At 60.6% G+C, this 21,091-nt stretch carries 19 protein-coding genes and 1 pseudogene; 17 read left to right on the plus strand and 3 right to left on the minus strand.

Annotation, left to right across the window (positions count from 1 at the left end; all coding sequences use genetic code 11):
* Nucleotides 1–22: 22 nt before the first annotated feature.
* From D781_RS22225 to imm45, 8 genes and pseudogenes are all read left to right on the plus strand, one after another.
* Nucleotides 23–9,880: a hemagglutinin repeat-containing protein gene (locus D781_RS22225; protein ID WP_015671961.1), complete on the plus strand. Its 9,858-nt coding sequence runs from the start codon at nucleotides 23–25 to the stop codon at nucleotides 9,878–9,880.
* On the plus strand, nucleotides 9,877–10,161 hold the full coding sequence (locus D781_RS08795) for a hypothetical protein (RefSeq protein WP_015671962.1): 285 nt from the start codon (nucleotides 9,877–9,879) through the stop codon (nucleotides 10,159–10,161). Before D781_RS22225 ends, D781_RS08795 begins: the two co-directional genes overlap by 4 nt.
* A gap of 107 nt (nucleotides 10,162–10,268) precedes the next feature.
* Nucleotides 10,269–10,628: a hypothetical protein gene (locus D781_RS22230; protein WP_124014442.1), complete on the plus strand. Its 360-nt coding sequence runs from the start codon at nucleotides 10,269–10,271 to the stop codon at nucleotides 10,626–10,628.
* Nucleotides 10,629–10,650: 22 nt separating this feature from the next.
* Entirely contained in the window at nucleotides 10,651–10,833 is a 183-nt protein-coding gene (locus D781_RS22235; RefSeq protein WP_051032577.1) for a hypothetical protein, read from the plus strand.
* Nucleotides 10,833–11,105, plus strand: coding sequence for a hypothetical protein (locus D781_RS08805; protein ID WP_015671963.1), 273 nt, complete (start codon nucleotides 10,833–10,835; stop codon nucleotides 11,103–11,105). Before D781_RS22235 ends, D781_RS08805 begins: the two co-directional genes overlap by 1 nt.
* Nucleotides 11,106–11,141: 36 nt before the next feature.
* A complete protein-coding gene (locus D781_RS23405; RefSeq protein WP_233494122.1) occupies nucleotides 11,142–11,756 on the plus strand; it encodes a hypothetical protein in 615 nt (204 codons plus the stop codon).
* Between the two features lie 15 nt (nucleotides 11,757–11,771).
* Nucleotides 11,772–11,906: pseudogene (locus D781_RS24105) on the plus strand (hypothetical protein); the annotation flags it as partial.
* Nucleotides 11,906–12,217, plus strand: a complete 312-nt coding sequence (gene imm45, locus D781_RS22635) for an Imm45 family immunity protein (protein WP_015671964.1) — start codon at nucleotides 11,906–11,908, stop codon at nucleotides 12,215–12,217. The pseudogene D781_RS24105 and the gene imm45, both read left to right, overlap by 1 nt.
* Nucleotides 12,218–12,297: 80 nt before the next feature.
* Here imm45 and D781_RS22640 read toward each other — a convergent pair whose 3' ends face one another.
* The 3 genes from D781_RS22640 to D781_RS08820 all read right to left on the minus strand — a co-directional run bounded on the left by D781_RS22640 (nucleotide 12,298) and on the right by D781_RS08820 (nucleotide 13,963).
* Nucleotides 12,298–12,426, minus strand: coding sequence for a SymE family type I addiction module toxin (locus D781_RS22640; protein WP_071823877.1), 129 nt, complete (start codon nucleotides 12,424–12,426; stop codon nucleotides 12,298–12,300).
* 35 nt (nucleotides 12,427–12,461) lie between these two features.
* Nucleotides 12,462–13,112, minus strand: a complete 651-nt coding sequence (gene zinT / locus D781_RS08815; RefSeq protein WP_015671965.1) for a metal-binding protein ZinT — start codon at nucleotides 13,110–13,112, stop codon at nucleotides 12,462–12,464.
* Nucleotides 13,113–13,216: 104 nt separating this feature from the next.
* Nucleotides 13,217–13,963: an SDR family oxidoreductase gene (locus D781_RS08820; RefSeq protein WP_015671966.1), complete on the minus strand. Its 747-nt coding sequence runs from the start codon at nucleotides 13,961–13,963 to the stop codon at nucleotides 13,217–13,219.
* A 171-nt stretch (nucleotides 13,964–14,134) separates the two neighbouring features.
* Between D781_RS08820 and D781_RS08825 the strand changes: the two genes are divergently transcribed.
* From D781_RS08825 to D781_RS08865, 9 genes are all read left to right on the plus strand, one after another.
* On the plus strand, nucleotides 14,135–14,497 hold the full coding sequence (locus D781_RS08825; protein ID WP_233494134.1) for a helix-turn-helix domain-containing protein: 363 nt from the start codon (nucleotides 14,135–14,137) through the stop codon (nucleotides 14,495–14,497).
* 65 nt (nucleotides 14,498–14,562) lie between these two features.
* Entirely contained in the window at nucleotides 14,563–14,913 is a 351-nt protein-coding gene (gene hinT / locus D781_RS08830) for a purine nucleoside phosphoramidase (RefSeq protein ID WP_015671968.1), read from the plus strand.
* Between the two features lie 14 nt (nucleotides 14,914–14,927).
* A complete protein-coding gene (locus D781_RS08835; protein ID WP_015671969.1) occupies nucleotides 14,928–15,317 on the plus strand; it encodes a YcfL family protein in 390 nt (129 codons plus the stop codon).
* 24 nt (nucleotides 15,318–15,341) lie between these two features.
* A complete protein-coding gene (lpoB, locus tag D781_RS08840; RefSeq protein ID WP_015671970.1) occupies nucleotides 15,342–15,935 on the plus strand; it encodes a penicillin-binding protein activator LpoB in 594 nt (197 codons plus the stop codon).
* The gene (gene thiK / locus D781_RS08845; RefSeq protein WP_015671971.1) at nucleotides 15,916–16,770 is read left to right on the plus strand and encodes a thiamine kinase; all 855 of its coding nucleotides are present in this window, start codon (nucleotides 15,916–15,918) and stop codon (nucleotides 16,768–16,770) included. The genes lpoB and thiK overlap by 20 nt, the downstream gene beginning before the upstream one ends.
* Before the next feature lie 49 nt (nucleotides 16,771–16,819).
* A complete protein-coding gene (gene nagZ, locus D781_RS08850) occupies nucleotides 16,820–17,845 on the plus strand; it encodes a beta-N-acetylhexosaminidase (protein WP_041411772.1) in 1,026 nt (341 codons plus the stop codon).
* 67 nt (nucleotides 17,846–17,912) lie between these two features.
* Nucleotides 17,913–18,455 (plus strand): alpha/beta hydrolase YcfP, encoded by a 543-nt coding sequence (gene ycfP, locus D781_RS08855; protein ID WP_015671973.1) that lies wholly within the window; start codon nucleotides 17,913–17,915, stop codon nucleotides 18,453–18,455.
* A 332-nt stretch (nucleotides 18,456–18,787) separates the two neighbouring features.
* Complete coding sequence (locus D781_RS08860; protein ID WP_041411773.1) at nucleotides 18,788–20,092, plus strand: NAD(P)/FAD-dependent oxidoreductase; 1,305 nt, start codon at nucleotides 18,788–18,790, stop codon at nucleotides 20,090–20,092.
* A gap of 363 nt (nucleotides 20,093–20,455) precedes the next feature.
* Nucleotides 20,456–21,007, plus strand: a complete 552-nt coding sequence (locus D781_RS08865; RefSeq protein WP_015671975.1) for a glycine zipper 2TM domain-containing protein — start codon at nucleotides 20,456–20,458, stop codon at nucleotides 21,005–21,007.
* The last annotated feature ends 84 nt before the right edge of the window (nucleotides 21,008–21,091 follow it).

Genomic DNA, 21,091 nt, shown 5'->3' on the forward strand with positions numbered 1-21,091 from the left:
ATCTTTTACACGGACGTGATTCATGAATAAACATTGCTATCGCCTGATCTTTAGCCGCACTCACGGGGAGCTGCGGGTGGTTTCCGAGCTGGCGCGCAGCTGCAGCACCGAACCGGGCCAGAGCCGCGGCGGGCATGCGCCGCGCCTGTGGGTGACGGTGCGCCGTGCGGTGTGGCTGTTGGGGCTGGCGCTGTTCGCCGGCCCGGCGCTGGCGGGCGGCATCGTCGCCGACGGTCCGGCGGGGCAGCGTCCTGAGGTGATCGCCACCCAGAACGGGCTGCCGCAGATCAATATCACCGCGCCCAACCAGGCCGGGGTGTCGCATAACAAATATAAACAGTTCGACGTCGACCGGCAGGGGGCGATCCTCAATAACTCGGCGACGATGACCGCAACCCAACTGGGGGGCATGATCCAGGGCAACCCGAACCTGACCCCCAACGGCGCGCCGGCGCGGGTGATCCTGAACGAAGTCAACAGCAACAACCCCAGTCAGCTGCGCGGCTTTTTGGAAGTGGCGGGCGGCCGGGCGCAGGTGATCGTCGCCAACCCGGCGGGGATTGTCTGTAACGGCTGCGGCACCATCAACGCCGGGCGCATGACGCTGACCACCGGTAAGCCGCAGTTGAACGCCGACGGCAGCCTGGGCGGTTATCAGGTGGAGCGCGGCATGGTGCGCATCGAAGGCGGCGGCCTGAACGGCGACGCCCGCCACGACACCGAATATGTCGATATTCTGGCGCGCGCGGTGGACGTGAACGCCGGCGTCTGGGCCAAACAGGGGCTGACGGTGGTGGCCGGGCGCAACCGCGTCAGCGCCGACGGCAGCGCGGTAACGCCGCTGGCCGCCGACGATAAAAAACCGGCACTGGCGATCGATATGGGCCAGATGGGCGGCATGTACAGCGGCTATATCCAGATGATCGGCACCGAAGCGGGCGTCGGCGTGCGCAATCAGGGCGGCCATCTGCAGGCGGGCAAAACGCTGACCGTCAGCAGCGAAGGCAAACTGAGCTGGCAGCCGGCAAAACAGGAGGCGGTCACCCAGGCCGGCGGCGATATCCAACTGGCCGCCCGCGACGACATTGACTACCACGGCAAGCTGCACAGCGGCGGCACGCTCTCGGTGCAGAGCCGTGACGGCGAGCTGCGCCAGTCCGGCACGCTGGCGGCGGCCGGCGACGTGCGGCTTAACGCCGCGCGCGGCATCCGCAGCAGCGGCAACCTGCTGGCCGGCAGCGACATTAACAGCCAACTGGTGCGCGAGGCGGATCTGACCCTGGCCAGCCAGGGCGAAGTGCAGGCCAGCGGCAAATTACTGAGTAAAAAAACGCTGAAGGTCAGCGGGCGGCAGGCCGACCTCAGCCAGGCGACGCTCAGCGCGCGCCGCACTGAGGTCAGCGCCGCAGCAGGCGGCGTAGCGCTGCGGCAGGCCACGCTGGACAGCCGGGCGCTGGCGCTCAGCGCGACGGGCGATATCGACGCGCAGCAGGCGCGCATCAAGGCCGGGCGCTGGGACGTCAGCGGCAACAGCCTGTTCGGCCAGGGCGCGATCTGGTCGCAGAGCGGCGACGGCGACAGCCGTTTTGCGCTGAACGGCCTGTTTGACAACAGCGACGGCAGCATTGAGGCCCGGGGACTGCAGCTGGATACCGCCTTGCTGAACAACCAGCGCGGGCGTCTGGTGGCGCTGGACGGTGCGGCGCAGCGCTGGCGGGTCGGCGGCCTGCTGGATAACCGCGGCGGCGTACTGGGCGGCAACGGCAGCCTGACGCTGACGGCCGGCGAGCTGCACAACCAGAGCGGCGTGGTGCAGAGCCAGTCGACGCTGGATCTTCGCTCGGCGGCGGGGATCGACAACGATCGCGGCCAGCTGCTGGCCGGCCGGCAGCTGACGCTGAACGCCGGCGGCGCGCTGACCAACCGCGACGGTGATATCAACGGCACAGGGCTGCAGCTGGCGGCGCACAGCCTGGACAACGCGCAGGGCCGGCTGGTCAGCCAGAGTGGGCTGCAGCTGACGGCGCACACAGGGCTGGACAACCGACAGGGGCTGCTGGAAGCGGGCGATGAATTAGCGATTAACAGCGCGGGCGACTGGGATAACCGCGGCGGGCGCGCCACCGGCGGCCGGCGGGCGACCGTTACCGCCCGCCAGATCAATAACGACGGCGGCAGGCTGCAGTCCGGCGGCGCGCTGACGCTCAACAGCGCCGGCAACGTCAGCAACCAGGGCGGGCTGTTAACGGCACAGCAGGGGCTGAGCTGGCAGGGCGCTGCAGGCAGCCGGCTGAACAACGACGGCGGCAAGGTGCTCAGCGACGGCGATCTGTCGCTGCAGGGCGGCAGCCTGAGCAACCGGCAGCAGGGGCGGGTGCAGAGCCGGCAGGCGCTGACGCTGGCGCTGGACGGCGGCTGGGATAATCGGGACGGCACGCTGCAGGGCGGCGGAGCGACCCGGGTGCGCGCCGACAGCCTGCTGAACGCCGGCGGCGCGGTGCAGTCGCTGGACGCGCTGGATATGCAGTTTACCCGCCAGCTGGATAACGGCGACGGCAAGATTTTCAGCAAGCTGTCACAGACCCTGCGGGCGGAAGATCTGCTGAACCATCAGGGCTGGATGGGCAGCCAGGGCGGCTGGTTCGCCGTCGCCCGGCATGTTGACAACCGGGGCGGCAGCGTCCAAAGCCAGCAGGATGCGCAGCTGGCGAGCGCCGGGCTGGACAATCAGGGCGGCAGCATCCAGTCGGCCGGGGCGCTGGCGCTGCATATCGGCCAGGATGTGGATAACCGCGGCGGTAAGCTCAGCGCGCAGGGGCAGCTGGCGCTGCGCGGCGCGAACGCGGGTGAGGCCGCCGGCACGCTGCACAACGCGGCGGGTCAGCTGCTGGCCGGTGACGCGCTCAGCGTGGCGGCGCAGCGCCTGGACAACCAGCAGGGCGGCCTGCTTTACAGCCAGCGGGCGATGCGGCTGAACCTGAACGGCGCACTGGATAACCGCCGGGGGCGGCTGCAGAGCGGGGAGCAACTACAGCTCGACGCGCAGTCGCTGCTTAACGAAGGCGGCGCGCTGGATGGCCAGCAGCAGGTGGCATTGCGGATCCTGGGGCTGCTGGACAATACCCGCGGCGCGATCAGAAGCAACGGCGCGCAGCAGGTGAGCGCGCAGCAGGTCGAGAACCGCGAAGGGGTGTTCAGCAGCCGTGGCTCGCTGGCGCTGATCGCCGGGCGGCTGGATAACCTGAACGGCACGCTGATTGGTCAGGGCGACGGCGACTACCGTATCGACCTGCTGAATAACCAGCAGGGCAAGATCCACAGCGGTCAGGCGCTGACGCTGCGCGGCCAGCAGCTGAACAACCAGGGCGGGCAGCTGGTTTCCACCGGCGCCCAGCGGCTGGAGGTGGCGCAGATCGATAACCGCGGCGGCGCCGTCACCAGCCAGGATCGGCTGTCGCTGCAGAGCAGCGGCCTGAACAACCGCGACGGCGGCCTGCTGATGGGCACGACGCACACCGACGTAAGCGCGCAGACGCTGGATAACGGCGGCGGCCGCCTGCAAAGCGCCGGTTCGCTGACGCTGTCGCTGCTGGATACGCTGAACAACCCGCAGGGGCGCATCGTGGCCAACGGCGCGCTGGCGATTAACGGCCAGCAGCGCGCCGTCTCCGCTCTGCAGCTGCTGAACCAGGGCGGGCTGATCCAGAGCGGCGCCACGCTGGCGGTGGACGCCGGCACGCTGGACAACCAGGGCGGCACGCTGCTGAGCCAGCAGGCGCTGACGCTGTCGCTGCAGCAGGATTACACCCAGCGCGCCGGCGATACGCTCAGCAGCAACGAAGCGCTGACGCTGACGCTGGCCGGCGGCCTGACCAACCTGACACAGTGGCTGCTGCCGGGCAGCCTGACCGTCAACGGCACGCATATCACCAACCTGGGCTCGCTGGTGGGCAAAACGCTGCGGCTGACGACCGGCGCGCTGCTGAACAAGGGGCGGCTGGAGGCTGACAGCATGACGGTGGACGCCGACACGCTGGATAACCTGGCGACGGTGATGGGCGATGACATTACGCTGCGCGCTAAAACGATCGACAACCACGGTCGCGATGCGGTGATCGCCGCCACCGAGCGGCTGCAGCTGCAGGCCGGCGAACGCCTGACCAACCGCGACGGCAGCCTGATCTACAGCGCCGGCAGCCTGCATCTGGGCAGCGGCGATCTGATTGAGAACCGGGCGAGCAATATTGAGGCGGACGGCGACGTGACGGTGGAGGCCAAGCGGCTGGACAACCTGCGTGAAGGGCTGGAGATTGAGCGCGAGGCGGAAAGCAGCGACTACACGTGGCACCGTTACAACTACTACTGGCGTTCTTACGGCTCCAGGGTCAACCCCGACAAAGAGACCATGGCGCCGACCACGCAGAACCTGACGTTCCGCGATGACGCGGCGGCGGACAGCAACCCTTACGGCACCCTGCTGGCGATTGACCCGGCGGGCAAACGCGCGCAGGTGCGGGTAAAAAGCGCGCAGGGAGAGATGCTGGAGGTCTGGGTCAACTACCTGGCGCTGACGCCGAACGACGACGGCGGCTACGCCATGACCTTCTACGAGACGCGCGGCTTCCGGCAGAACCGCGTGCCGACGCCGTACCACAATACGGTGTGGCGCGAGCACGATCGCGGGCGTCTGGAACAGTGGGATCCGGAGAAACACCTCGATATCATCAACGCGCCTTTTGTGACCGATTACAGCAACTTCCGCGAGCGCACCACCACCGGCACGGTCACGCGTGACCGGCTGGTTTCCGCCGGCATCGGCGGGCAGATCCTGGCGGGCGGCAATATGGTGCTGCGCATCGCCAGCCAGCTGTTGAATGACGCCAGCACCCTCGCCGCCAACGGCAACCTGACGATTGACGGCGACGGCACGGTGATCAACCGCGGCTATTCGGTCAACGAGCGGCGGCAGGAATATATCGTCGACCACTATGACAAGGATACCCACCACTGGTACCCGACGTTTAACCGCGACGAGACCACGGCGCTGACCACCATTGACGGCATCATCAGCGGCAACGGCAGCGTCGCTATTCGCGGCGCCAGCATTGAGAACACCACGGTCAACCAGGCGCAGATCGGCAGCGTGGCGGCGGCGCAGCAGGCGGCGGAGGCCGAGCGCGCGGAGCTGGAGCGCAATCCGCTGGCGGTGACGGTCGACGGCGTGGCGTGGCAGTCCGGCGATACGCAGCTGACCCCCGGCGGCCGGCCGCTGACGCCGGGCGAGCTGGCGCTGACCGACAAGCAGCATCTGGGCGACGTGGCGACCGCGATCCCGGACAACGGCCTGTTCCGTCAGCATCTGGCAGCGGACAGCCCGTATCTGGTGGTGACCGACGAGCGTTTCACCAGCCGCAGCAAATTTATCAGCAGCGACTATATGCTGCAGCGGGTGGGCTACGACCCGGCGCAGGTGCATAAGCGCCTGGGCGACGGCTTCTATGAGCAGCGCCTGGTGCGCGAGCAGATGCTGACGCTGACCGGCCGGCCGTCGGTGCGCGGCGAAGACGCGATGGCGCAGTACCAGCGCCTGATGAACAACGGCATCAAGGTGGCGCAGGACTTCCAGCTGGTGCCGGGCGTGGCGCTGCGCCCTGAGCAGATTGCGGCGCTGACGCAGGATATCGTCTGGCTGGTGAGTGAAACGGTGCAGACCGCCCATGGCCCGCAGACGGTATGGGTGCCGAAGGTCTATCTGGCCAATGACACGCTGCGCCTGAACGGCGACGGCGCGCTGATCGCCGGCGGCGAGCTGCAGCTGTCGGCGGGCAGCATCAACAACGCCGGCAATCTGTTTGCCGATAAGGCGCTGACCATCGACGCCGGTCAGTTTATGCATCAGAGCGGCGATATCCGCGCCGACAGCATCAACGTGCAGGCGGACAGCCTGACCATGAGCACCAACCTACAGGACGCGCTGCGTCAGGCGTCGATGAGCGCCAATGACATCAGCCTGAGCGGCGGCGATATCCGCCTGCAGGGGGCGAAGCTGGACGCGACGCAGAACCTGAGCCTGAGCGCGCGCAACAATCTGGAGATCGGCGCCGCCAGAAGCAGCCACACGGCGGATCTGCAGGTGATTTCCGGCGCGATGGGCAACCGCACCAGCGGCGGGATGGAAGAGGCCGGCTCGCGGATGGCGCAGGTCAGCGGCGAGTGGCAGCAGGCGCAGGGCAGCACGCTCAGCGCCGGCAACAACCTGACGCTGAAGGCCGGGCGGGATATTACGCTGCAGGGCAGCCAGGCCAAGGCCGGCGGCCAGCTCGGCGTGCAGGCGGGCGGCGACGTTAAACTGCTGGCGGAGAGCACCACCAACAGCACGCAGCTGACGGCCAACAGCCGCACCTCCTCGGTGAAGAACAGCCGTGAGGAAGAGCGCCTGCAGCTCAGCACCCTGAGCGGCGACCAGGGCGTGACGCTGACGGCGGGCAACAACCTGCTGGCGGAGGGCGCGCAGGTTGACAGCCAGGAAGGAGGCATCGGCCTGAGCGGGCAGAACGTGACCCTCAAAGAGGCGCGGCAGCAGGTTAACGACCGCGACAGCGAGAACAAACGGGTCGGCAAGACCAAGAGCCGGCGCGAGGAAGAGAGTTCGCGCAGCGACGCGGTGGGCAGCACCTTCAGCGGCCAGAGCGGCGTGACGGTGGTGGCGCGCGACGGGGACGTGACGGTCACCGGCAGCACGCTGCACAGCGAGGACGGGGCGATCGCCCTGCAGGCGAAAAATGACGTTACGCTAAGCAGCGCCACCGAAAGCGAGGCGACGTACTCGGAGGAGCGCGCCGAGAAGAAAGGCTTCCTGAAGAAGCAAAGCAGCCGCACGGTGAAAAACGACCGGGTGACGCGCGAGCAGGGCAGCCTGCTGAGCGGCGACAGCGTCAGCATCAGCGCCGGCAACGATCTGACGGTGAGCGGCTCGGCGATTGCCGCCGACCATGACGTCAACCTGCAGGCGGGCAACAACGTCGATATTTCCGCCGCCACCGAGACCGATGCGCACTACCTGTTGGAAGAGAAGAAAAAGAGCGGCCTACTTGGCGGCGGCGGACTGGGCTTCACCCTCGGCAGCCAGTCCAGCCGGCATCAGATTGACGAGAAGGGCGTCACCCAGAGCCAGAGCGTCAGCACGGTGGGCAGCAATCAGGGCAACGTGACCATCAGCGCGGGCAAGCAGCTGCATATCGGCGGCGCCGATCTGGTGGCCGGCAAGGATATGACCCTGAGCGGCGACAGCGTGCAGATCGACCCGGGCTACGACCAGCGCACCCGCACGGAAACCTTTGAGACCAAGCAGAGCGGGCTGAGCGTGGCGCTGTCGGGCGCGGTGGGCAGCGCGCTGAATACCGCGGTCAGCACCGCCCAGCAGGCGCGCAAGGAGAGCAGCGGCCGCCTGCAGGCGCTGCAGGGCACCAAGGCGGCGCTGTCCGGCGTACAGGCGATGCAGGCCGGGCGAATGGATGCGGCGAAGGGGGACGATCCGTCGAACAACAATTCGGTGGGGATCAGCCTGTCTTACGGCAGCCAGTCTTCCAAGTCCGTACAGCACAGCGGACAGAGCACCGCGCAGGGCAGCAGCCTGACGGCGGGCGACAACCTGACAATCCGCGCCAAAGAGGGCGACGTCAACGTGACGGGCAGCCAGCTGCAGGCGGGCAAGGACGTCAGTCTGGAAGCGGCGCGGGATGTGAACCTGGTATCGGCGAAGAACACCGAGTTCCTGACCGGTAAAAACAGCAGCAAGGGCGGCAGCGTCGGTCTGGGACTTGGCGTAGGCTCCGGCGGCGCGGGCCTGAGCGTCTCCGCCAGCGTCAACAAGGGCAAAGGTTCGGAGAGCGGCAACGGCACAACGCACGGGGAAACCACGGTCAATGCGGGCCAGCGGGTCAACATCAGCAGCGGACGCGACACCACGCTGAAGGGCGCGCAGGTGAGCGGCGAGCAGGTGAGCGCGGACGTCGGTCGCAACCTGTCGCTGACCTCGGAGCGGGACAGCGACCGTTACGATGCCAAGCAGCAGAGCGGCAGCGCCGGGGGCAGCTTCACCTTTGGTTCAATGAACGCATCGGCGGGTGTCAGCGCCAGCCGCGACAAACTGCACAGCAACTACGACAGCGTGCAGGAGCAGACGGGTATTTTTGCCGGCAAGGGCGGTTTTGACGTCAAGGTGGGCGAGCATACGCAGCTGGACGGCGCGGTGATAGGCAGTACGGCGACGGCGGACAAGAACCGGCTGGAGACGGGAACGCTGGGCTTTAAGGATATCCACAATCAGGCGGACTTTAAGACCGAGCACCAGAGCGTGAGTGTGAGCACCAGCGGCAACGTTGGCGGCCAGTTCCTGGGGAACGTGGCGAACAACCTGCTGGTGGGCGCGAACAACGAGGGGCATGCCAGTTCGACGACGAAATCGGCGGTGAGCGAGGGCGCGATAGTTATCCGCGACCCGGGCAAGCAGCAGCAGGATGTTAACGAGCTGAGCCGCGATGTGGAGCACGCCAATCAGGCGTTAAGCCCGATATTTGATAAGGAGAAGGAACAGAACCGGCTGAAGGAAGCGCAGCTGATTGGCGAAATTGGCAGCCAACTGATGAATATTGCAGAGACGGAAGGTGCGATAGCAGCGACGAAAGAAGCCAGGGAGAAACAGAAAGACCCGGCTGCATTGGCAGCGGCCAGGGAAAAACTGGAAAAAGAAGGCAAGCCGGCGACGGCAGAAGCGATTCAGAAGCAGGCCTATGAAACGGCATACAATCAGGCGCTGAATGACTCTGGTTTTGGTACGGGCGGCAAGGTACAGCGTGCAATGCAGGCGGCGACAGCGGTCATTCAGGGGCTGGCCGGCGGAGATCTGACGAAGGCCATAGCGGGCGGTTCAGCGCCGTATATTGCGAATATCATCGGCAGCAGCGGTCTGGATGATGCAGGCAAGGTACTGGCGCACGCCGCAGTGAATGCCGCATTGGCGGCGGCGCAGGGCAATAATGCGCTGGTTGGTGCAGGTGGCGCTGCCACGGGTGAGCTTATCGGGATGATCGCGGTTAATGCATACGGCAGGCCGGTAAGTGAACTGAGTGAGACAGAAAAACAGACGGTGTCGGCACTGGCCACGCTGGCTTCAGGTCTGGCGGGAGGGTTGATTGGCGGCAGCACAGCTGATACGTTGGCAGGAGCGCAGTCTGGTAAGACGACGGTAGAAAATAACCACTTAAGTCTGCCGAATGGGATGATGAATGCTGGTCAGGCTGCTTCTACGCTGGGGCAGTATATGGCGCAAAATGGTGCCTCGACGGCAGAAATCGCGCAGGCTCAAAGCGATCTGGCGAAAGGGTTGGGTACAGGGGCACCTCAGCCTGCGACGGAGTTGGTGAAGAAATGGGCGTTGTTGATGAGTACGGCAGCGACGTTAGGGACGGGAACGGCTGCTGGAGCCGGGGGTATGCTAACCGGCGGAGTCATTGGTGGTTCGGCCAATATCAGCACCCAACTGACAGTCAACGGTGATAAGCCGTTCAGTTATACCGATGCATTGATAGCGATAGGAACAGGGGCATTATCCCAGGGGAAAGGTGCGATTGTGACAGGAGGTATTAATGTCGGGGGGGCTTATGTTGGCGGTACAATTAAAGGAGAAGATCCGACCAACTCGATGATCGGTGCAGGGGTTGGTGCAGCCGCGGGTAGTGGTGCTGGTAAGGTTGTTACTGATAAGTTAAAGCCCATTGTTTCTGATAATCTTTCTGAGACAGCAGGAACAGCTCTTGGTTCTGTAGTTTCAGAGGTTGTAGGTAGCAAGATGCAGGATAAACTCGGAGAGAAAAAATGATGCTCTCTAATTTTAAGCCCACAAAGGTAAATTTTTATTTGTTTGTTTTTCTAATTATTTATTTTGTTGTTGTAATATTCTTGTTTATCAATTTATTAGTTTTAGGAATTAGTGGTTACGCTTATTACAAAATAGGAGTATTTAACTTTGGATGGGAAGATGTTATTTACTCAGGTAAAGTCGGGCTAGCCAGTGGTATCCCTATAGGAATCGGTGGCTGGGTTTTATCTAAACTTGATGAATTGAAACGTAAAAAGAAACCGTCCTTCCCGAAAGAGTAATCAATTTTCCCCCGGCCTTGGCCGGGGTTGTTGTAGAAAATAACCACTTAAGCCTGCCGAATGGGATGATGAATGCTGGTCAGGCTGCTTCTACGCTGGGGCAGTATATGGCGCAAAATGGTGCCTCGACGGCAGAAATCGCGCAGGCTCAAAGCGATCTGGCGAAAGGGTTGGGTACAGGAGCACCTCAGCCCGCGACGGAGTTGGTGAAGAAATGGGCGTTGTTGATGAGTACGGCAGCGACGTTAGGGACAGGAACGGCAGCCGGTGCCGGAGGTATGTTAACCGGCGGAGTCATTGGTGGTTCGGCCAATATCAGCACCCAACTGACGGTCAACGGTGATAAGCCGTTCAGTTATACCGATGCATTGATAGCGATAGGAACAGGGGCATTATCCCAGGGGAAAGGTGCGATTGTGACGGGAGGTATTAACGTCGGGGGGGGCTTATGTTGGCGGTACAATTAAAGGAGGAGATCCGACCAATGCGATGATCGGTGCCGGAGTTGGTGCGGCAGCGGGTAGTGGTGCTGGTAAGGTTGTTACTGATAAATTGAAGCCACTTGTTACCGACAAGGCAGCGGATGTTTTGGGAAATATCGCAGGTTCTGCGAGTTCTGAAGCTGCAGGAAGTGCGATCCAAAATATTATTGATAAGGAGGCGAGTAAATAATGAAACCTACAACGGTTGGTATTTACCTATTTTTTTACCTTATTGCTTATTGTGTAACCATATTGATTGTCACGGTATTAATAATTAGGTTCGGTGTTTCCCTTGTCTATTTGTTTAAGGTTGGGACATTTTATTTTAGTTGGGAAGATGACGTTCTATATTCAATTAAAGTAGGAATTGCTGCCGGTATCCCCGCAGGAATAGGCATCTGGTTTATGTCGTGGATGAAAGTCCGTAAAGAGAAGCAATCTCCGCCGAAACCGAAAGAGTAGCCACAACAACAACCTCGGCTTTGGCCCGGGTTGTTGTTGAAAATTGGTGATAAAGTCCGTGAGACGGTGAAACAGGCTGCTGAATCTCTGAAGAATCAGGTCAGGGATAAACTGGGTGAAGGCGCCACATCTTCCATCGCCAATAGTATTATCAATGCCCTTGCTGATACCGGTGATGCGGCATTAGGCTCAGTGGATTACGCGGCGGATGCGGCAATGGCGCTGGCAGCGTGTGCAGCAGGAGACAGCTACTGTAATAAGGCACTGAGCGATCTGTCTGGTAAGAATCAGGCAGTGGCAGACAGCGTTAAAGCACTGATGAGCAGTGAAACCTGGTCTGCAGTGAAAGACACGGTAGTACAGGCGTCGGAAGGAAATCAGGCAGCGCTGGAAGCTACGGGTGGATTGCTTGCCGGGATTATATTGCCTGGCAAGAAATTGCCGAATGTTGTTAAAGCCGTTGACCCAACCATTAAAATTGCTACTGGGCAGGCGGTCGGTGCCTTTGAGAAATGCTTGGCAAACCTTCCTCTTGGAGAGCGTGTAGCTATCATAAGACAGACAGCCCCGAAGGTAGCCGCTGAGAATGGCATGGTTAAGGATAATCAACTGACTGAAAAGAATGGTGGTCGTGATGTGTATCGTGGGTAGGACGGAAACCTTTATGCTCTCGATACGCAGCATGGACGATTTGAAGTTGTTAGTCCAAAAGGCAAGCATTTAGGTGAAGTTGATTTTGCTATGCAAAAAATTCTTAACAGTATCGATAAGTCAGGCGGTCATGATTTGAAGGTGAAATGATGAAATTGATTGATTATAAAAACAAATCTATAAAGAGAGGTTCGGTTTTTAGGCTGCCTGCCGTTTGGCCATATGAAGCATGGGTTGATTTTATGGTTATTGATTTATTTGATACTCATGGGTTGGTCGTCTCTTCAGGACATAAAGCTGGATTAATTTTAATATCTTTACCAACTGAAAGTGGCTCAACTGAAGGAAGGGCTTTAAGCACTGAATGGGTTGTCAATAACTGGGAAAAATGGATATATCCAGAATGTAATGTTGAAGATGTTTATATCCTTGATGAATATGTAGCAACACCCATTGAATAAATAAAATCCCAGCCCTTGCGGCTGGGATTTTTACTTTACCGGTCAGTCGGTTATGTCTATTCCGTCAGCCGGACGATAAACTACCCCGGTTCGGCGATCACCTCGATCCGCTGGCTGGTGGTAAAGCCCAGCGGCTCCAGCCACTTACCGGTGAGGGTGAGCTGCGGGGGCGGGTTGGGCCTGCCGACGTTGGGGCGGTAGCCGACAATGCACCTGCGTGCTGGGTATAGAAGTCAGCCGCACTTTAATGGTGCAGCATTTCGTCCACCACCTGTTTGGCGTCCAACTGATACGGGTAATAGGTCGGCCAGTTATCCATCTCCTTCAGCAGCGCTTCCTGAGAGGTATTGCCCATAAAGATATGGTAGTGGGCTGATTTACGCGGGCCGATAGTATGGTCGCTGAACTGCACGTATTTCGGCGCCTGGCTGCCGGCATCCGAGCACTCAAACAGGTAGCGCACGCCTTTTTTACCGGAGGCGTAGGTCAGGATTTTATGCCCGGCATAGTCGTATTTACAGCTGCTGACTTTATCGCCGCGGTGAAACTCCATCACGCCGTTTTCAATGCCGATGGTGTCCACGTCGGTGGCGTAGCCCTGGCGGTAATAGGCCTTCAGCTCGGCAACGGTTTTACCCTTGTCCTTTTCTGCTTTCTGCTTAAATACCGGGTCGAGATCGCCGCTGAGCAGATAAGGATATACCGACTGCCAAACGCCATCCCAGTCGCTTAACGTTCTGTCCTGCACCTGTTTATCGTCGAATACGCCTGCGGCGGCTTTTTGCTCGGCTTCCGTCATCGGTTTGCCATGTGAATGATGGGCATGAGCCAGCGCCTGGCTGCTGATAAGCAGCGTTCCCAGCGCAAGCGCCAGTTTGCCAAAATGAATCGTCACCGTATATCTCCCTGCTGATAGAAACAAATAAAAAGTTACAATATAACATAACAATTGATGGTGCAACGGTGATGCATAAAATTGAACGGGCAGGGGAATGCAGGCTACAAATTCCTTACGCCGCCATCCATCAACAGCTCGGTGCCGACCATAAACGCCGATTCGTCCGAGGCGAGGAATACCGCCCCTTTGGCCAACTCATGGCTGGTGCCCATTCGGCCGATTGGCACCAGCGCGCGGATCTCGTCCTTCAGCATTTGCTCATCCTTATCCTGCAGCCCCAGCTTGCCGAAGGCCGGCGTCTCCGTTGGCCCGGGGCTGAGGCTGTTCACGCGGATACCACGGGAATGCAGCTCGCCGGACAGGGTGCGCGCCAGCGACAGCAGAGCGGCTTTGCTGGCGGCGTAGACGTTGCTCTGCGGCAGACCGATATGGGCGCTGACCGAACCGCACAGAATAATCGACGCTGGATTGGCCAGCAGCGGCAGCAGCGCCTGGATCAGGAAAAACGGCCCCTTGAGGTTGGTATGCATCAGACGGTCGTAACGTTGCTCATCCCACAGTTCCAGCGGCTGGTGGGTGACGTCGCCGGCGTTGATATACAGCACGTCCAGCCGTGGCCAGCGTTGGGCCAACTGCTGCGCCAGCTGGCGCTGTTGGGCAATATCCCCGGCGTCATTTTGCAGGGCGATCGCCTTACCCAGCTGCCGTTGCGCCTCCTCCAGTCCGCGTGACGAACGGCCGGTAATCGCCACGTTGGCGCCTTCGGCAATAAACTGACGGGCGGTTTCCAACCCGATGCCGCTGGTTGCGCCGGTAATCAGCGCGTATTTGTCTGCTAATCGTGTCATTACGGTTTCCTCCTGCTGAGCTTGCTGGCATTATTTACGGCAAAACTATCCTTTGCATAGTAGGTACCGAATGGATACTAAGGCGCTGGGAGGTATGAAATGACGGGTTCTGCGCATAGCGAGCAGGAAAAAAATTTAGCGACGCTGCCGGCTGCGGGGCAGCCGTGCCCGATGGTGGATTTTGTCAATCTGCTGTCCGGCAAGTGGGCGATACCGATTTTGTACCGTCTGATCCTGATGGACGCGCCGGTGCGCTTTGGTGAACTGCAGCGCGCCGTGGCGCCGATTGCACAAAAGGAGCTGACGCGTCAGCTGCGCCAGTTCGAACGACGCGGTCTGGTGACGCGGCAAATATTTCCGCAGGTGCCGCCGCGGGTGGAATACCAGATTACCCCGCTGGGCAAGACGCTGCGCCCGACGCTGGATTCGCTGGCCGACTGGATGCGCAGCCATGCGCCGCAGTTAATTAGCGGTGCTGCGCCAGGATTGTCTGATTCTGCGCCACTCGATGTAGAAAGTGCGCAATCAGGTTGAAAGCGGTAGAATTTGTCACTCATACTGCGTATACCTTTTTCTTTAACGCTAACAAGGAATTCCAGATGGCCGAAGAAACGATTTTCAGTAAAATTATCCGCCGTGAAATCCCTGCCGATGTGGTGTATCAGGATGAGCTGGTGACCGCTTTCCGCGATATCGCGCCGAAAGCGCCGACGCACATCCTGATCGTGCCGAACGTGCTGATCCCGACGGTGAACGACGTGACCAGCGAGCATGAGGCGGCGCTGGGGCGGATGATGACCGTGGCGGCGAAAATTGCCGAGCAGGAAGGCATCGCCGAGGATGGCTACCGCCTGATCGTCAACTGCAATCGCCACGGCGGCCAGGAGGTCTATCATATTCATATGCACCTGGTGGGCGGTCATGCCCTCGGCCCTATGCTGTCACACTGATTGAGGAAGCCGCCATGCGCTATCACAAACCGCTGCGTTGCCTAATGGCGCTGGCGCTGTCCGCCGCGATACTGACGGGCTGCAGCAGCCCGCAGGGGATCGCGGTTAATGAACGACAGACGGTGGTGATGGAGCCGTCGGTGCTGACCGCCGGCATTTTGGCCGACAGGCCGGTGGTTAACGACGCCTCCGGCCGGGTGATAGCCACCGCGGTGCTCAGCAACACGCAGCCGACCTCGGTAACCCTGCGCTACCGCTTCTATTGGTATGACGAACAGGGTCTGGATATTCGTCCGTTTGAAAAACCGCGCGCCATTACCCTGGCGCCAAATGCGACGGCGCAGGTTTATTCCATCAATGGCAACTTTGACGCCAAGCGCGCGCGCCTGTATCTATTCTTATAATCCTCGGGCCAGTTGGAGAAAATAATGAAAAAGTATCTGTTTGTGGCAGCGGCCGCGTTGGTATTGACCGGTTGTCCACAGCGTCCGCCTGAACAGTCGGAAGCGCCGGTGACGATCACGCCGGTGACGCCGGAAGAGACCACGCCGGTGCCGCAACAGCCGGAGCCGCCGACTTCCGAGCCGGTGCCGCAGCCGCCGAAGATTCAGAGTTTTAACTGGCTGGGTAGCGTACAGCCGCTGATCGCACAGATGCTGAAAGCCGATGGCGTAACGCCGGGCAGCGTGCTGCTGCTCGACAGCGTAAAAAACAACACCAACGGTTCGTTGCAGACCGGCAAGGCGACCGCGGCGCTGCATAAAGCGCTGGGCGCCAACCAGACCTTCACCGTGGTGCCGCAGGCGCAACTGACCAGCGCCAAGCAGACGCTGGGGCTGTCGGCGGAAGACAGCCTGGGTTCACGCAGCAAGGCGATTGGCCTGGCGCGCATCGTCAACGCGCAATACGTGCTGTATAGCGACGCCAGCGGCGATGTGAAGTCACCGCAGTTGGATATGCAGCTGATGCTGGTGCAGACCGGCGAAATCATCTGGTCGGGCAATGGCGCGGTTAAGCGCTGAGGCCGAACTGCAGCGACTCTTGCAACACAAACTGCCGGCGGTGAAAACCGCCGGTAGTCGTTTCAGCCCGGTAGCCGGGCTGACCGGCGAAAGCTGGCGCATTGAGAGCGCTGACGGCGTTGTGCTGCTGGCGCGTCAGCAGGGGGCGGAAAAAGCGGCGCTGGGGGTGAACCGCCGGCGCGAGGCGCGTGTACTACGCCGCAGCGCAGGCGCGCTGGGGCCGCGGCCGCTCGCGCAGGACCGGCGCTGGCTGGTGGTGGAATGGCTTGACGGCGCCAGCGTCAGCCCGCAGGCGTTTGAACGCTACCGGCAGGGGGGCGAGCTGGCGGCGCTGATTGCCGCGCTGCACCGCCGGCCGCGCAGCGGCTACCGGCTGAACCTGCCGGCGCAATATCTGCGCTATTGGCAGCAGCTGGACCGGCGGCGCATCACCCCGGCCTGGCTGCGCCTGCAGCGCTATTTTCTGCAGACGCCGCCGCCGCGGCCGCTGAAGCTGGCGCCGTTGCATATGGATATTCACCCGGAAAATCTGATTGAACAGCAGACGCGGCTGCGGCTGATTGACTGGGAATACGCCGGCGACGGCGATGTGGCGCTTGAACTGGCGGCCCTGTTTCGTTTCAACCAGTGGTCCGCCGCGGCGCAGTGGGAATTTTTGCAGCAGTACGCCGGCCAGGGCTACCGGGATCCGGCGGCGCTGAGTCGTCAGGTGCACCGCTGGCTGCCATGGGTTGATTACCTGATGCTGATGTGGTTTGAAGTCCGCTGGCAGCAGAGCGGCGATGCGCAATTTTTGCGTTGCGCCGCAGCGCTGCGCCGGCGTTTTTGTTTATGATCCCTGTTTCTGTATGAATTGATGAAGTGAGGTGGCCGTGGGCCCAGTAATGTTAGACGTCGCCGGCTATGAGCTGGATGCCGAAGAGCGCGAAATTTTACAGCATCCGCTGGTGGGCGGTTTGATTCTGTTTACCCGCAACTTCCACGATGCGCAGCAGCTGCGTGAGCTGGTGCGGCAGATCCGCGCGGCGTCCCACGATCGACTGGTGGTGGCGGTCGATCAGGAAGGCGGCCGCGTACAACGCTTCCGCGAAGGTTTTACCTGCCTGCCGGCGGCGCAGTCGTTCGCCGCCCTCAATGACGCGGCGGAAGCGGGGCGACTGGCGCAGGAGGCCGGCTGGCTGATGGCGGCGGAGATGATCGCGCAGGATATCGATATCAGCTTTGCGCCGGTGTTGGATATCGGCCACGTTAGCGCGGCGATTGGCGAGCGCTCTTTCCACCAGGATCCGACGCAGGCGCTGGCGATGGCGGAACGCTTTATACAGGGGATGCACAGCGCCGGCATGCGCACCACCGGCAAACATTTCCCGGGGCACGGCGCGGTCAGCGCCGACTCGCATAAAGAAACCCCGCGCGATCCGCGTCCGCTGGCGACCATCCGCAATCACGACATGTCGATTTTCCGCGCGCTGATTGAGCGCCGGCTGCTGGACGCGGTGATGCCGGCCCACGTTATCTATACTGAGGCTGACCCGCGTCCGGCCAGCGGCTCGCCGTACTGGCTGCAGCAAATTCTGCGTCAGGAGCTGGGCTTTGACGGCATCATCTTCTCTGACGATCTGTCGATGGAAGGCGCGGCGGTGATGGGCAGCTACGCTGAACGCGGCCAGGCGGCGCTGGATGCCGGCTGCGATATGATTCTGGTGTGCAACAACCGCGCCGGCGCGGTCAGTGTGCTGGATAACCTGTCCCCGGTCAAAGTTGACAAGCTTAAGCGGCTGTATCATCAGGGGCAGTTTACCCGTCAGGCGCTGCGCGATTCCGAACGCTGGAAACTGGCGCATCAGCAACTGAGCGCGCTGAGCGAGCGCTGGGAAGAGTACAAACAGCGCGGCGAGGTCAACCAATAACGGCGTCGTCCTGCGGCGCTGCCGGTGAGGGCCGAGAGCCGGCCCTCCGTTTATTGCGAGGATCCACATGATTATCTATTTGCATGGTTTTGATTCCACCAGTCCCGGCAATCATGAGAAAGTGCTGCAACTGCAGTTTATCGATCCGGACGTACGCTTTATCAGCTACAGCACCCTGCATCCGCGTCATGATATGCAGCACCTGCTGAAGGAGGTCGACAAGGCCGTGCAGCAGGAAGGGGACCGCCAGCCGCTGATCTGCGGCGTTGGGCTGGGGGGATTCTGGGCGGAGCGCATCGGTTTTTTGTGCGGCATCCGGCAGGTGGCGTTCAACCCGAACCTGTTCCCGCAGGAGCATATGCACGGCAAGATCGACCGGCCGGAAGAGTACCTGGATATTGCCACCAAGTGCGTGGCGGACTTCCGTGAAAAAAATCGCGATCGCTGCCTGGTGGTGTTGTCACGCCATGACGAAGTGTTGGATAGCCAGCGTAGCGCCGATCTGCTGCACAAGTACTACGAAATTGTCTGGGACGAACAGCAGACGCACAAGTTCAAAAACATCTCCCCGCATTTGCAGCGCATCAAAGCCTTCAAGACCCTCGCGTAACAGTTTTATAACGTGCCGCACCGCCGCGACTATTGCTCTGAATGAGGGTAATGCGCGGCTTTTTTTATTGCTCTGGCAAAGATGTTGGCAGCCAGCGGCGGGGCAAAAAAATGTGACCTGACGCTAACTATTTGAATCGCAATCGTCAAAAAAGCCCCGCGTCCAGCCTTTAAGTAAAAAACTTTGATATGCGTCAATTTTGGTATGACCAAATAACCTCACATGCTATTCTGGCCGCAGATTGCAGGTTTATTTTACGCGAACCCCATGTATTCTAAGGATATTGTTTGTTTACCCTTAGATAACAATTGGTTCACATTTAGAGGGTTATTTTGACAATGCCAATCAAGAAAATCGTCATTGTGGGCGGCGGCGCCGGAGGCCTGGAGCTGGCGACCAGCCTGGGTCACAAGCTCGGTCGTAAAAACAAGGCCGAGGTTACGTTGATCGACCGTAACCACAGCCACCTGTGGAAACCGTTGCTGCACGAAGTGGCGACCGGTTCTCTGGATGACGGCGTCGATGCGCTGAGCTACCTGGCCCACGCCCGTAATCACCACTTTAGTTTCCAACTGGGTTCGCTGACCAATATCGACCGGGACAACAAGACCGTACAGCTGGCGCAGATCTGTGATGAGCAGGGCGACGAGCTGGTGCCTGAACGTGAGCTGTCTTACGACATCCTGGTGATGGCTCTGGGCAGTACCTCGAATGATTTCGGCACGCCGGGCGTGAAGGATAACTGCATCTTCCTGGATAACCCGCATCAGGCGCGGCGCTTCCATAACGAAATGCTCAACCTGTTCCTGAAGTTCTCGGCGCAGCCGGGGCAGCAAGAGAGCGTCAATATCGCCATCGTCGGCGGCGGCGCGACCGGGGTTGAACTGTCGGCGGAGCTGCACAACGCGGTGAAGCAGCTGCACAGTTATGGCTTTGAGGGGCTGGACAACAGCGCGCTGAACGTGACGCTGGTGGAAGCCGGCGAGCGCATCCTGCCGGCGCTGCCGCCGCGGATTTCCGCCGCTGCGCATCAGGAGCTGAACAAGCTGGGCGTGCGGGTACTGACCAATACCATGGTCACCAGTGCGGAGCACAACGGTCTCAATACCAAAGGCGGCGAATTTATTCAGGCCGATCTGATGGTGTGGGCGGCGGGCATTAAAGCGCCGGACTTTATGAAAGAGATCGCCGGGCTGGAAACCAACCGCATCAATCAGCTGGTGGTCGAGCCAACGCTGCAGACCACGCGCGACCCGAACATCTTCGCCATCGGTGACTGCGCCTCCTGCCCGAAAGAAGGCGGTGGTTTCGTGCCGCCGCGCGCCCAGTCAGCGCACCAGATGGCGTCACGCTGTGGCAGCAACATTCTGGCGCTGCTTAACGGCCAGACGCTGAAGCCTTACGTCTATAAAGACCATGGCTCGCTGGTTTCCCTGTCCCGCTTCAGCACCGTCGGCAGCCTGATGGGCAACCTGATGCGCGGTTCGATGATGGTGGAAGGGCGTATTGCGCGCTTTGTCTACATTTCGCTGTACCGCATGCACCAGGTGGCGCTGCACGGCTATATCAAAACCGGCTTGATGATGCTGGTGGGCGGCATCAACCGCGTGATTCGTCCGCGTTTGAAAATGCACTGATTCTGCCGTAGCGCGTTATCCAACCCACGCCGTTTTGTGACCGCGTGGGTTTTTTATTGGCGCCGGCAGACCGATGTGTGCCATGTCACTGCGGGTGCAGCATAAAAGCGGGCTATTTTCTGCCTGATTGTTCGGATTTCTCCTAAACAGGTGTTATTCATGCATTTTCCCGCATCTTTGGTCACTTCGTCTTATTGCAGCAACAATAAGGATTGTGCAGACTTTGACGTGTTTACAGACGGCGCAGCACGCACGCCGTAAACCGGGAGGCCCGTGCCGCCAATGCGCAAAATAATAAGCGCGGTGCAACGTTGGCGATGTACCCGGTGCAAATGCGTGGTAACAATTTCAGGAGGATTTCCTGTGAACAAGTCAATGTTAGCCGGCGTAGGTATCGGCATCGCAGCTGCTCTGGGTGTTGCTGCCGTTGCCAGCCTGGACGTATTTTCTTCCGGCCCACAATACGCGCAGGTTCTCAACGCCAAGCCGATTAATGAAACCATCAAAACCCCGCGGCGTGAATGCCGCAACGTGACGGTCACCCACCGTGCGCCGGTGCAGGATGAGAACCGCATTGCCGGTTCCGTGCTGGGCGCCGTAGCCGGCGGGGTTATCGGCCACCAGTTCGGCGGAGGTCGCGGTCGTGACGTGGCGACGGTGGTTGGTGCGCTGGGCGGCGGCTATGCCGGCAACCAGATCCAGGGGTCGATGCAGAACAACGACACCACCACCAGCGTGCAACAGCGCTGTAAAACGGTGTACGACAAATCGCAGAAGCTGCTGGGTTATGACGTGACCTACAAGATCGGCGACCAACAGGGCAAAATCCGCATGGATCACGATCCGGGCACTCAGATCCCGCTGGACAAGAGCGGTCAGCTGATTCTGAACCGTACCAACAGCACGCAGGCCTGATGCCTTAACGCCTCCCCGGCGTTAAAAATAAACCCGCAGCCAACTTCAACGTCGGCTGCGGGTTTTTGTTTGCCTGCGTGTCAG

The sequence above is a fragment of the Serratia sp. FGI94 genome, from assembly GCF_000330865.1.
Lineage (GTDB): Bacteria > Pseudomonadota > Gammaproteobacteria > Enterobacterales > Enterobacteriaceae > Serratia_B > Serratia_B rubidaea.

What these genes read in the sequence shown, in the direction of transcription:
- nagZ (WP_041411772.1), top strand. Translation starts at nt 16,820, where the DNA reads ATGTTAGACGTCGCCGGCTATGAGCTGGATGCCGAAGAGCGCGAAATT.
- D781_RS22235 (WP_051032577.1), top strand. Translation starts at nt 10,651, where the DNA reads ATGATCGGTGCCGGAGTTGGTGCGGCAGCGGGTAGTGGTGCTGGTAAG.
- D781_RS08820 (WP_015671966.1), bottom strand. Translation starts at nt 13,963, where the DNA reads ATGACACGATTAGCAGACAAATACGCGCTGATTACCGGCGCAACCAGC.
- D781_RS08825 (WP_233494134.1), top strand. Translation starts at nt 14,135, where the DNA reads ATGGTGGATTTTGTCAATCTGCTGTCCGGCAAGTGGGCGATACCGATT.
- D781_RS08835 (WP_015671969.1), top strand. Translation starts at nt 14,928, where the DNA reads ATGCGCTATCACAAACCGCTGCGTTGCCTAATGGCGCTGGCGCTGTCC.
- hinT (WP_015671968.1), top strand. Translation starts at nt 14,563, where the DNA reads ATGGCCGAAGAAACGATTTTCAGTAAAATTATCCGCCGTGAAATCCCT.
- imm45 (WP_015671964.1), top strand. Translation starts at nt 11,906, where the DNA reads ATGAAATTGATTGATTATAAAAACAAATCTATAAAGAGAGGTTCGGTT.
- D781_RS08805 (WP_015671963.1), top strand. Translation starts at nt 10,833, where the DNA reads ATGAAACCTACAACGGTTGGTATTTACCTATTTTTTTACCTTATTGCT.
- D781_RS22225 (WP_015671961.1), top strand. Translation starts at nt 23, where the DNA reads ATGAATAAACATTGCTATCGCCTGATCTTTAGCCGCACTCACGGGGAG.
- lpoB (WP_015671970.1), top strand. Translation starts at nt 15,342, where the DNA reads ATGAAAAAGTATCTGTTTGTGGCAGCGGCCGCGTTGGTATTGACCGGT.
- D781_RS08795 (WP_015671962.1), top strand. Translation starts at nt 9,877, where the DNA reads ATGATGCTCTCTAATTTTAAGCCCACAAAGGTAAATTTTTATTTGTTT.
- D781_RS22230 (WP_124014442.1), top strand. Translation starts at nt 10,269, where the DNA reads ATGGCGCAAAATGGTGCCTCGACGGCAGAAATCGCGCAGGCTCAAAGC.
- thiK (WP_015671971.1), top strand. Translation starts at nt 15,916, where the DNA reads ATGGCGCGGTTAAGCGCTGAGGCCGAACTGCAGCGACTCTTGCAACAC.
- ycfP (WP_015671973.1), top strand. Translation starts at nt 17,913, where the DNA reads ATGATTATCTATTTGCATGGTTTTGATTCCACCAGTCCCGGCAATCAT.